We start from the raw sequence: 10,816 nt of genomic DNA on the forward strand, positions 1-10,816 counted from the left end.
TACAGGCATAACGCGGTTGATGGGTATGGCTGCGCTCAAGCCTACGCGGCCCGTCACATCCTACGAGAGCTGGCGGGCAATGCGCAGCGCCTCGGGCGCGGGCATTACCACGGCAGGTCTTGTCGGGACGATTTCTGCTTGCATGACAATATACAATAAAATATATTATTTTTAGGTTAATTGAAGGCTCGCACCATGAACGCTCCCGAACAGACACTCGATATCCAGCAGTTGCGCGCCAACGCCGATGCGGCCGGGCAGCTGCTCAAGGCCCTGGCCAATCCCGACCGTCTGCTGCTGCTCTGCCAGCTCTCGCAAGGCGAGCGCAACGTCAGTGAGCTGGAAGGCCTGCTCGGCATCCAGCAACCGACGCTGTCGCAGCAGTTGGCGGTGTTGCGCCGCGAAGGGCTGGTGGAAACCCGCCGCGAAGGCAAACAGATCCATTACCGCATCAGCAGCCCGGCCGCCTTGGCGGTGATCGATACGCTGTACCAGTTGTTCTGCGCAGGAGAAGCCTCATGAGTATCGACGGGGTCGCCATCGACGGGGTCGCCATCGACTGGTTGAATTTCACGCCCTGGAGCGCCCTCGCGGGCGGGGCACTGATCGGCCTGGCCGCCGGCCTGTTCGTGTTGTTCAACGGCCGCATCGCCGGCATCAGCGGCTTGCTCGGTTCGGTCCTGGAGGGCGGCGAGGGGCGGGCGGAGAAGGGGCTGTTTCTCCTCGGCCTGCTGCTAGCGCCGCTGCTCTGGGGGCTGTTCAGCGTGCTGCCGACGATCGAGTTCCAGAGTGGCTGGCTGGGCTTGCTGGTGGCCGGCCTGCTGGTCGGTGTGGGTGCCCGCTACGGCTCCGGCTGTACCAGCGGCCATGGCGTCTGTGGCGTTTCCCGGCTATCGCCGCGCTCGCTGGTGGCGACGTTCGCCTTCATGGCCGCCGGTTTCGGCACGGTCTTTGTCCTGCGTCATCTGTTGGGGGGCTGAACATGCGCAAACTGACTGCATTGCTGGCCGGCTTGCTCTTCGGCATCGGTCTGCTGCTGTCCGGCATGGTCAACCCGACCAAGGTGCTGGGCTTCCTCGATCTGGCGGGGGCCTGGGATCCGTCGTTGGCGCTGGTGATGGTGGGCGCCATCGCAGTCGCCGCGGCGCCGCTGGCCTGGGCCAAGCGCCGTGGGCAGTCGTTGCTCGGCGCGCCGATGCAACTGCCGGCCAAACGCGAGCTGGACCCGCGGCTGATCGGCGGCAGCCTGGTGTTCGGCATCGGTTGGGGCATTGCCGGGATCTGTCCGGGGCCGGCGCTGGCCATTCTGTTCAGCGGTCACTGGCAGGTCATCGTTTTCGTTCTGGCCATGCTGGCCGGAATGCTGTTGTTCACCGCGCTGGAACGCCAGCGCAGCCATTAAATCTGGAGATCATCATGAAAACCAATGTTGGCAGCATCGACCGTAGCCTGCGCATCGCCGTCGGCTTGATTCTGATTGGCCTGAGCTTGAGCGGGTCCATCGGCCTGTGGGGCTGGATCGGCGTCGTGCCGCTGGCCACCGGCCTGCTGCGCATATGCCCGGCGTATTCGCTACTGGGCATCAATAGCTGCAAACGCTCCTGAGAGGCTGGCCGATGCGCAGATGACGGGCGCTTGCATGGCGCCCGTTTTCGTTTTGCACTTAAAGGCGGCCGCAGTAAGAGCTGCCGGTAATATGACTAATAATTCTAAGTATAGAACCAAAAAATAGTTACGATAATCCTTAATTAAATACCCCTAGGGGTATATAGAAAGAGGACCGTCACCATGCAAGCGCACGTAGAAGCTTTTTTTGATCCCGCCACCTTCACCTACAGCTACGTGGTCAGCGACCCGGCGACCCAGCGCTGCGCCATCGTCGACTCGGTGCTCGACTACGATCCGGCCGCCGGCCGCACCTCGCAGCAGAACGCCGACCGCCTGATCGCCTATGTGCGCGAGCAGGACCTGAGGGTCGATTGGCTGCTGGAAACCCACGTGCACGCCGACCACCTGTCCGCCGCGCTCTACCTCAAGCGCGAGCTGGGCGGCCAGTTGGCCATCGGCGAGCAGATCACCCTGGTGCAGCACACCTTCGGCAAGCTGTTCAATGCCGGGCCCGAGTTCGCCACCGATGGCCGCCAGTTCGACCGCCTGTTCGCCGACGGCGAGCGTTTCCTGATTGGCAATATCGAAGCCCGCGTCATCCATACGCCCGGGCACACCCCGGCTTGCCTGACCTATGTGATCGGCGACGCCGCCTTCGTTGGCGACACCCTGTTCATGCCCGACTACGGCACCGCCCGTTGCGACTTTCCCGGCGGCGACGCGCGGGTGCTGTTCCGCTCGATCCGCAAGCTGTTCGACTTGCCGGAGCAGACTCGTCTGTTCATGTGCCATGACTACAAGGCGCCGGGGCGCGAGGAGTTCCGCAACGAAACCACGGTGGCCGAGGAGCGCGCGCACAACGTGCATGTGCACGAAGGGGTCAGCGAGGACGATTTCGTCGCCATGCGCCGCACGCGTGACGCCACCCTGGGCATGCCGACCCTGATCCTCCCCTCGGTGCAGGTGAACATGCGCGCCGGCCAGCTACCGCCGGCGGAAGACAACGGCACCCGCTACCTGAAAATCCCCCTCAACGTGCTTTGAGGAGACGCTCATGGACTCGCTCAAGCGCTTGACGCCGTTTATTGCCGTGGCGGCCCAGTTGCAACCCGGCGACATGGGCACCCTGGCGGCGGCCGGCTTTCGCAGTGTGATCAACAACCGACCGGACGGCGAAGGCGAAGGTCAGCCCAGTTCGGCCGAGATCGAGGCCGCGGCCCGTGCCAGCGGCCTGGACTATCACTACCAGCCGGTGATCTCCGGGCAGATCGGCGAGGACGATGTGGCGGTCTTCGCCGAGTTGCTCGAGCAGGTGCGCGGTCCGGTCCTGGCCTTCTGCCGTACCGGCACCCGCTCGAGCAGCCTGTGGGCGCTGAGCGAGGCCCGCCACCTCGACCCCGACGTCTTGCTGGCCACCGCCAAGGCCGCCGGCTATGACCTGTCCGGCCTGCTGCCACGCCTGCAACAGCGCTGGCAGCAGGCGCCGCTGGCTGCCGCCGACACGGCCCCGCGGGCCCCGACCCAGCGCTACGACGTGCTGGTGGTGGGCGGTGGCGCGGCCGGCTGCGCGGTGAGCGCAAGCCTGCTGCGGCGCAACCCGCAGCTGCGCATCGCGCTGATCGAGCCGCGCGAGCAGCACTACTACCAGCCGGGCTGGACCCTGGTCGGGGCCGGTGTATTCGACCGGGCGCAGACCGAACGGCCGATGGCCCGCTGCATTCCCCGGGGTGCGCAGTGGCTGCATGCCGCGGTGGCCGGCTTCGAGCCGGAGCAGCAGCGCGTGGTGCTGGAAGACGGCAGCCGCGTCGGCTATCGCGCCCTGATCGTCTGCCCGGGCCTGACGCTGGATTGGGATGGCATCGACGGGCTGCGGCAAACCCTGGGCAAGCATGGCGTGACCTCCAACTACCAGTTCGAGCTGGCGCCCTATACCTGGCAACTGGTGCAGAACCTGCGCCGCGGTCGTGCGCTGTTCACTCAGCCGCCGATGCCGATCAAGTGTGCCGGCGCGCCGCAGAAGGCCATGTACCTGTCCTGCGACTGGTGGCGCAAACAAGGCGTGCTGGAGGATATCGAGGTGGAATTCTGCTCGGCCGGTGGCGTGCTGTTTGGCGTCGCCGACTTCGTCCCGCCGCTGATGCAGTACGTCGAGCGCTATGGCGCGCGGCTCGACTTCAACCACACCCTGACGGCGGTCGATGGCCCGGGGCACAAGGCCTGGTTCAAACAGGTGGATGCCGCGGGCAAGACCTGCGTGGTGGAAAAAGATTTCGATTTCCTCCATGTGGTGCCGCCGCAGCGGGCACCCGAGTTCATCCGCCAGAGCCCGCTGGCGAATGCCGGCGGCTGGCTCGAGGCCGACCATGAAACCCTGCGCCACCCGCGCTTCGGCAATATCTTCAGCCTCGGCGACGTATGCGCTGCGCCCAATGCCAAGACCGCCGCGGCAGTACGCAAACAGGCGCCGGTGGTGGCCGAGAACGTCCTCGCGGTACTCGCCGGGCATGGCCCGCGCGCGCTCTACGATGGTTATGGTGCCTGCCCGCTGACGGTGGAACGGGGCAAGGTGGTGCTGGCCGAGTTCGGTTATGGCGGCAAGTTGCTGCCGACCTTTCCCCTCGAGCCGACGGTGCCGTGCCGGCTGGCCTGGGAACTGAAGGTCAAGCTGATGCCGCGCATCTACTTCGACCTGATGCTGCGGGGGCACGAGTGGCTGGCCGCGCCCAAGCGCCTGGCGCATGATCCCTTGCCGGTGGACGCGCCGGCCGCCTGCAACTTCGAACGGGAGAAACCTAAATGAGCCTGCGCCGCTGGCTGCCCTGCCTCGACTGGGGCCGGCGCTACAACCGCGCCAGCGCCGCACAGGATGGCCTGGCGGCGCTGATCGTCACCCTGATGCTGATTCCGCAGAGCCTGGCCTATGCCATGCTCGCCGGCTTGCCGCCGGTGGCCGGGCTCTATGCCAGCATCCTGCCGCTGTTGGCCTATGCCCTGTTCGGTTCCAGCCGCACCCTGGCGGTCGGCCCGGTGGCGGTGGTCTCGCTGATGACCGCCGCCGCCCTGGGGCCGTTGTTTCCCGCCGGCGGCGGCGAGTACGTCGGCGCCGCCATGCTGCTGGCGCTGCTGTCCGGGCTGCTGCTCGCCGGCATGGCCCTGCTGCGCCTGGGTTTCGTCGCCAACTTCCTCAGCCATCCGGTGATTTCCGGCTTTATCAGCGCCTCCGGGATTCTCATCGCGGTCGGCCAGCTCAAGCATATCCTCGGCATTTCCGCCTCCGGCGAGAACCTCCAGCAACTGCTGCCGGCGCTGCTGCACAACCTGCCGGCGGTGCACGGCCCGACCCTGCTGATCGGTGCCTGCAGCCTGCTGTTTCTCTGGTGGGTGCGTGGCCGGCTCAAGCCCTTGCTCATGCGTCTGGGTCTGGGCGCCGGCATGGCCGGCAATCTGGCCAAGGCCGGACCGGTGCTGGCGATCATCGTCTCGATTCTGCTGGTCGGCCTGCTGCAACTGGAGCAGGCCGGGGTCAAGGTCGTCGGCGCGGTGCCCCAGGGTTTTCCGGGGCTGAGCCTGCCCACCCTGGACTACCGTCTGGCCCTGCAATTGTTGCCGGCGGCGCTGCTGATCAGCCTGGTCGGCTTCGTCGAGTCGGTGTCGGTGGCGCAGACCCTGGCGGCCAAGCGTCGTCAGCGCATCGAGCCGGACAACGAATTGCTCGGTCTGGGTGGCGCCAACCTGGCGGCGGCCTTCAGCGGCGGCTTCCCGGTCACCGGCGGCTTCGCCCGCTCGGTGGTCAACTTCGATGCCGGGGCGCAGACGCCCATGGCCGGGGTACTGACCGCCGGCGGTATCGCCCTCAGCGTGCTGCTGTTGACCCCGCTGCTGCACAACCTGCCGCAGGCGGTGCTGGCCGCGACCATCATGGTCGCGGTGCTCAGCCTGGTCGACCTCAAGGCCCTGGGCCGCACCTGGCGCTATTCCCGCCAGGACGGCGCGGCCCAGGCGGCGACCCTCGGCGGGGTGCTGCTGCTCGGAGTCGAGGCGGGCATCCTGCTGGGCGTCGGCCTGTCGCTGCTGTTGTTCCTCTGGCGCACCAGCCGCCCGCATGTGGCGGTGGTCGGCCAGGTGCCGGGCAGCGAACACTTTCGCAACATCGAACGCTTTGCCGTGGTGGAGAGCCCCAGCGTGCTGTCGCTGCGGGTCGACGAGAGCCTGTATTTTCCCAACGCGCGCTTTCTCGAAGAACGCATCGGCGAGCTGATCGCGGCGCGCCCGCTGGTGCGCCATCTGGTGCTGATGTGCCCGGGGGTCAACCTGATCGATGCCAGCGCCCTGGAAAGTCTGGAAGCCATCGTCGAGCGCCTGCAGGCGGCCGGGGTGCAACTGCACCTGTCGGAAGTGAAGGGGCCGGTGATGGATCAGCTGCGCCGTTCGGATTTCCTCGAGCACTTCGGCGGCCAGGTGTTCGTCAGCCAGTACCAGGCACTGCACACGCTCGATCCGCTGAGCGCGCGGCGCGCCCTGGCGCTGGGGTAGCGCGGATATCTTGTAAACAACGCTCGCCTACTGCGGCCGCCTCAAGCTCGCTGGGCGGCGCGGGTGGGGTTGCGTTCGTAGCGCAGCGCCAACCCGGCAAGATTGCTGCTGCGGCGATGAATCACGGTGCACTGCCTGCGGGTAGGGCGGCCTCGGAGCGCAGCGACAGCCCGCCAGCTTTCTATGGTCCGCCCAAAGCGCCCGCTGTGACGTTGAGCAAACTCTGCGCTCGGTCAGTTACAGCAACAGCAGCGTGGCCAGGCCGAGGAAGGCGAAAAAGCCGACGACATCGGTCACCGTGGTCAGGATCACGCTGCCGGCCAGTGCCGGGTCGATACCCATGCGCTCGAGCAGCAGCGGGATGCCCCAGCCGGCCAGGGCCGCGCACAGCAGGTTGACCAGGATGGCCGCGCCGAGCACTGCGCCTATGCCCCAGTCGCCGAACCAGAGCACGGCGAGCAAGGCGATCACCACCGACCAGAGCAGGCCATTGAGGATGGAGATGCCCAGTTCGCGGTTGAGCAGGATGCGGATGTTGCCTTTCTGCACCTGGCCCAGGGCCAGGCCGCGGATCACCAGGGTCAGGGTCTGGCTGCCGGCGATACCGCCCATGCTCGCCACTATGGGCATCAGCACGGCGAGGGCCACCAGCTGCTCGAGGGTCGCCTGAAACAGGCCGATCACCCAGGCGGCGCTGAAGGCGGTGATCAGGTTGATGCCGAGCCAGACCGCGCGGCGGCGTGAACTGACCAGCACCGGGGCGAACATGTCGGCTTCGTCGTCGAGACCGGCCATCTGCATCAGGGCACGGTCCGAGTCTTCGCGAATCAGGTCGACCACGTCGTCGACGGTGATCCGGCCGATTACCCGGTTGTGCTCATCCACCACCGGGGCGGAGAGCAGGTCGTGGTCCTGGAACAGCCGGGCGACGTCGTTGCCTTCGCTGGTTACCGCGATGCCGGCGATGTCGCGGTCGATCAGCTCGGCCACCGGGCGGGCCAAATCCGCGGTGACCAGGCTGCTCAGACGCAGGCCGCCCTGATAATGACCTTTGCGGTCGACCACCATCAGCATGTCGGTCTGTGGCGGCAGTTTTTCCAGCAGGCGCAGATAGCGCAGCACCGTGCTGACTTTGACATCGGCGCGGATCTGGATGGCGTCGGCATCCATCAAGCCGCCGGCCGAGTCCTCGGGATAGGACAGCATCGACTCGAGCTGCTTGCGCTGGCTGGCGCTGCTGGCGAACAACAGTTTGTTGCCCAGCTCGCCGGGCAAGGTCTGGATCAGGTCGACCCGGTCATCGAGTTCGAGGTGCTCGGCCGAGGCGATCAGCTCCTCGAGATCCAGGTCGAGGGCCAGGGCGCCGCGTATTTCATCGTGCAGGTAGGTCAGGACTTTGCCGGCGCGCTCGGTGTCGACCATGCTCCACACGCTGCGGCGTTCCTCGGGCGGCAGCGCTTCGAGCAGCCCGGCAATCTTGGCCGGGTGCATGCGGTGCAGAATCTTGCCGACACGCTTGAGTTTCTTCAGGTTCAGCGCATCGCGCACGGCTTCCAGGTGGTTGACCGTACTTTTTGGGTGTTCCGGCTCTGGCCTGGCGTAGGTCGTCTCCGCCGAGTCGCCGGCCAACTGACCGATCAGTTCGAGGCTGAGGTGGGGCAGGATGCGGTCTTCGAGCGCGGGTTCGATCTGTTGCCACAGGGCCATGCGTTGCTCGGCGTCGAGCATCTCGAGCAGGGCGGCGATCTTGGCCGGGTGCATGCGGCTCAGCAGCTTGCGCACACGCTTGTTCTTGCCGTCGCTGAGGGCCTGAACGATGTGCGCGCTCTCGGTCCGAGTGTGGTTCTCGTCGTTGAGGCTGGGGTCTGGTTTGCTCGAATTCATGGACGCCAGAGTAACACCGGCACGGCTGCTGTTGCCTGCTAACCCTCTTCCGCCCTTCGCCTGCACAGGGGCAGGCGAGGGCGGTATGAACTCGTTTGTCAGGCGCGTTGCGGCGCCGGCTGCTGCTGGGTGATGCAGTGGATGTTGCCGCCACCGAGCAGGATTTCGCGGCCGGGCACCATCACCACCCGGTGCTCGGGGAACAGGCGCTGGAGAATGGCGCGGGCTTGTTCATCCAGCGGATCGTCGAAGCGGGGCGCGATGATGCCGCCGTTGACGATCAGGAAGTTGACGTAGGAGCCGGCCAGGCGCACGTCTGGGCTGCGTGGCTGGCTGCCGGCGACCAGGTCGACCCCGGCGCACTCCTCGGCAGTGGCATGCAGCGGGCCGGGGATCGGCATCTTGTGCACGATCAGTTGCCGACCCTTGGCGTCGCGCGCCTGTTCCAGCACCCGTAGGGCCGCCTGGCAGCGCGGGTAGTTGGGGTTCTGCGGGTCGTCGGTCCAGGCCAGCAGCACTTCGCCCGGGCGCACGTAACAGCAGAAGTTGTCGACGTGGCCGTCGGTCTCGTCGTTGAACAGGCCGTCCGGCAGCCAGATCACCCTGTCGATGGCCAGGTGCTCGCGCAGCATCTGCTCGATCGCCTCGCGGTCCAGGTGCGGGTTGCGGTTGCGGTTGAGCAGGCATTCCTCGGTGGTGATCAGGGTGCCTTCGCCGTCGACGTGAATCGAGCCGCCCTCGAGGACGAAACCCTCGCTGCGATAGCGCGCGCAGCCTTCGACCTCGAGGATCTTGCCGGCCACCTGGTCGTCGCGTTGCCATGGGAAGTACAGGCCGCCATCGAGGCCGCCCCAGGCATTGTAGGCCCAGTCGACGCCACGGACTTCACCCAGCTGGTTGGTGACAAAGGTTGGCCCGGTGTCGCGCACCCAGGCGTCGTCGCTGCTGATCTCGAGCACGCGGATAGCGTCGTGGTCGAGGCGGGCGCGGGCGTTCTCGTATTGCCCGGCAGAGACGCAGACGGTCACCGGCTCGAACGCGGCGATGGCCTTGGCCACGGCGGCGAAGGCGGCCTGCGCCGGCTTGCCGCCGAGGCGCCAGTTGTCCGGGCGCTCGGGCCAGACCATCCAGGTCTGGCTATGGGTTTCCCACTCGGCCGGCATGCGGAAGCCGTCGGCGCGGGGGGTGCTGGTCAGGGTGCTCATCGTATCTACCTGCGTGGCGTAGGGTGCGCCGTGCGCACCGATTGCGTGGGGGCGGTGCGCACGGCCTGGGCGACCCCGCGCACCCTACTCGATTCAGGACTCCAGCGAGCCGTCCAGGGTCTTGATCGGCCCGTAGAGGTTCGGCCGGCGGTCGCGGAAGCTGCCCCAGGCGCTACGGATATGCTCGAGCTGGTCGAGGTCGAAGCGGTGCAGCAGCACGCCTTCCTCGGTTTCGTTGAGCTCTTCGACCTTGGCCCCGAACTGGTCGGCGATGAACGACGAGCCGTAGAAGTTGATGTGGTAATCGCCCTGGTCTTCGCGGCCGATGCGGTTGCTCGCCACCAGCGGCATCAGGTTGGCGCCGGCATGGCCCTGTTGCACGCGCTGCCAATGGTCGCGCGAGCTGATGGTCGGATCATGCGGCTCGCTACCGATGGCGGTCGGGTAGAACAGGATCTCGGCGCCGAGCAGCGCCATGCAGCGTGCGGTCTCGGGGAACCACTGGTCCCAGCAGATGCCCACGCCGATCTTGGCGTAGCGGGTGTTCCACACCTTGAAGCCGGTGTCGCCCGGGTTGAAGTAATACTTCTCGTGGTAGCCGGGGCCGTCCGGGATGTGGCTTTTCCGATAAGTCCCCAGGTTGCTGCCGTCGGCATCGATGATCGCGATGCTGTTGAAGCGTGCGCGGCCGGCCAGCTCGAAGAAGCTGATCGGCAGCACCACCTGCAGTTCCTTGGCGACCTTCTGGAAGTGGGCGATGGCCTCGTTGGCGTCCGCCGTGGTCGCCAACTGCAGGTAGTCCGGGTTGGGCTTCTGGCAGAAGTACGGGGTCTCGAACAGTTCCTGGATCAGGATGATCTGCGCGCCTTGGGCCGCGGCTTGGCGCACCAGTTTCTCGGCGTTGGCGATGTTGGCGGCACGATCCCAGGAACAGGCCATCTGGGTAGCGGCGACGGTGACGGTGCGGGACATGGAACACCTCGTAGGAGCAATGAGCGGTGGTCGTTACACGCTAGCAGACGACCGGTTACGACGCCGTGTCGGCGAGCGATTAGGTGACTTTATAATCGATAAAAATCCGTTTTAAAAGGGTGTTCAATCTTTTTGTGAGTTTTAGCCGACAAAATAGCAGATAAATATCTGTATTTATGGCTATGGCTATGGCCCCCCGACTAGGCGTCCCCGCCGCTCCTGCATTCCGCGAGGCTGACGCATGGCCATGGGCGTTACCCCAGCGCTGCGGCGCGTTTCGGCAGATACGGCGGCAGGTACAGGCCCAGATAGGCGTCGAACACGCGCATGCCTTCTTCGGCCAGGCGCGGGGTAATGCTGCCGTGCAGTTGCACCGAGCGGGCGTAGACGCGGTCGCCCAGTTCCATGGCCAGGGCGAACACGTCGACATCGTCCGGCAGTGGCGGCAGATCGAAATGCCGTTCGAACAGCGCCTGCATCAGCCGGCCCAGCTCGAGGTCGTGCTGGCGGTCGGCCTGAGTCACCTCGCTCAGGCCGTGCTGGGCGAGGATCAGCTGGCGCGCCGCCGGATCGGCCGCGTAGATCGCCAGCATGCGCTGTTCGACGATGCGCGA

Annotated in this window: 10 protein-coding genes and 1 pseudogene; 7 read left to right on the plus strand and 4 right to left on the minus strand. The window is 66.2% G+C overall.

Annotated features, from left to right (window positions below; all coding sequences use genetic code 11):
* Positions 1 to 195 precede the first annotated feature (195 nt).
* From ABZE94_RS16445 to ABZE94_RS16475, 7 genes are all read left to right on the plus strand, one after another.
* Entirely contained in the window at positions 196 to 522 is a 327-nt protein-coding gene (locus ABZE94_RS16445) for an ArsR/SmtB family transcription factor (RefSeq protein ID WP_372876561.1), read from the plus strand.
* Positions 519 to 980, plus strand: a complete 462-nt coding sequence (locus ABZE94_RS16450) for a YeeE/YedE family protein (protein WP_372876562.1) — start codon at positions 519 to 521, stop codon at positions 978 to 980. Before ABZE94_RS16445 ends, ABZE94_RS16450 begins: the two co-directional genes overlap by 4 nt.
* A 2-nt stretch (positions 981 to 982) precedes the next feature.
* Positions 983 to 1,402 (plus strand): DUF6691 family protein, encoded by a 420-nt coding sequence (locus ABZE94_RS16455; RefSeq protein WP_372876563.1) that lies wholly within the window; start codon positions 983 to 985, stop codon positions 1,400 to 1,402.
* A 14-nt stretch (positions 1,403 to 1,416) separates the two neighbouring features.
* A complete protein-coding gene (locus ABZE94_RS16460) occupies positions 1,417 to 1,605 on the plus strand; it encodes a DUF2892 domain-containing protein (protein WP_372876564.1) in 189 nt (62 codons plus the stop codon).
* 183 nt (positions 1,606 to 1,788) lie between these two features.
* Positions 1,789 to 2,652: an MBL fold metallo-hydrolase gene (locus ABZE94_RS16465; RefSeq protein ID WP_372876565.1), complete on the plus strand. Its 864-nt coding sequence runs from the start codon at positions 1,789 to 1,791 to the stop codon at positions 2,650 to 2,652.
* 10 nt (positions 2,653 to 2,662) lie between these two features.
* A complete protein-coding gene (locus ABZE94_RS16470; protein ID WP_372876566.1) occupies positions 2,663 to 4,408 on the plus strand; it encodes a TIGR01244 family sulfur transferase in 1,746 nt (581 codons plus the stop codon).
* A complete protein-coding gene (locus ABZE94_RS16475; RefSeq protein ID WP_372876567.1) occupies positions 4,405 to 6,141 on the plus strand; it encodes a SulP family inorganic anion transporter in 1,737 nt (578 codons plus the stop codon). The genes ABZE94_RS16470 and ABZE94_RS16475 overlap by 4 nt, the downstream gene beginning before the upstream one ends.
* Before the next feature lie 237 nt (positions 6,142 to 6,378).
* On the opposite strand, the gene mgtE is transcribed toward ABZE94_RS16475, so the two are convergent.
* From mgtE to ABZE94_RS16495, 4 genes and pseudogenes are all read right to left on the minus strand, one after another.
* Positions 6,379 to 8,025 carry a magnesium transporter gene (gene mgtE / locus ABZE94_RS16480; protein WP_372876568.1) on the minus strand — a complete coding sequence of 549 codons (1,647 nt, stop codon included), beginning with the start codon at positions 8,023 to 8,025 and terminating at the stop codon, positions 6,379 to 6,381.
* A 98-nt stretch (positions 8,026 to 8,123) separates the two neighbouring features.
* Positions 8,124 to 9,230, minus strand: coding sequence for an agmatine deiminase (aguA, locus tag ABZE94_RS16485; RefSeq protein WP_372876569.1), 1,107 nt, complete (start codon positions 9,228 to 9,230; stop codon positions 8,124 to 8,126).
* Positions 9,231 to 9,323: 93 nt separating this feature from the next.
* Positions 9,324 to 10,202: an N-carbamoylputrescine amidase gene (gene aguB, locus ABZE94_RS16490; protein ID WP_372876570.1), complete on the minus strand. Its 879-nt coding sequence runs from the start codon at positions 10,200 to 10,202 to the stop codon at positions 9,324 to 9,326.
* A gap of 254 nt (positions 10,203 to 10,456) precedes the next feature.
* A pseudogene (locus ABZE94_RS16495) lies at positions 10,457 to 10,816 on the minus strand (TetR/AcrR family transcriptional regulator); the annotation flags it as partial.

Source organism: Pseudomonas sp. (assembly GCF_041601375.1).
In the GTDB taxonomy this organism is placed as follows: domain Bacteria; phylum Pseudomonadota; class Gammaproteobacteria; order Pseudomonadales; family Pseudomonadaceae; genus Aquipseudomonas.

Excerpts from the sequence above, each read along its gene's own strand:
- ABZE94_RS16450 (WP_372876562.1), top strand. The coding sequence starts at position 519 with ATGAGTATCGACGGGGTCGCCATCGACGGGGTCGCCATCGACTGGTTG.
- ABZE94_RS16475 (WP_372876567.1), top strand. The coding sequence starts at position 4,405 with ATGAGCCTGCGCCGCTGGCTGCCCTGCCTCGACTGGGGCCGGCGCTAC.
- ABZE94_RS16465 (WP_372876565.1), top strand. The coding sequence starts at position 1,789 with ATGCAAGCGCACGTAGAAGCTTTTTTTGATCCCGCCACCTTCACCTAC.
- ABZE94_RS16460 (WP_372876564.1), top strand. The coding sequence starts at position 1,417 with ATGAAAACCAATGTTGGCAGCATCGACCGTAGCCTGCGCATCGCCGTC.
- ABZE94_RS16455 (WP_372876563.1), top strand. The coding sequence starts at position 983 with ATGCGCAAACTGACTGCATTGCTGGCCGGCTTGCTCTTCGGCATCGGT.
- aguB (WP_372876570.1), bottom strand. The coding sequence starts at position 10,202 with ATGTCCCGCACCGTCACCGTCGCCGCTACCCAGATGGCCTGTTCCTGG.
- mgtE (WP_372876568.1), bottom strand. The coding sequence starts at position 8,025 with ATGAATTCGAGCAAACCAGACCCCAGCCTCAACGACGAGAACCACACT.
- ABZE94_RS16445 (WP_372876561.1), top strand. The coding sequence starts at position 196 with ATGAACGCTCCCGAACAGACACTCGATATCCAGCAGTTGCGCGCCAAC.
- aguA (WP_372876569.1), bottom strand. The coding sequence starts at position 9,230 with ATGAGCACCCTGACCAGCACCCCCCGCGCCGACGGCTTCCGCATGCCG.
- ABZE94_RS16470 (WP_372876566.1), top strand. The coding sequence starts at position 2,663 with ATGGACTCGCTCAAGCGCTTGACGCCGTTTATTGCCGTGGCGGCCCAG.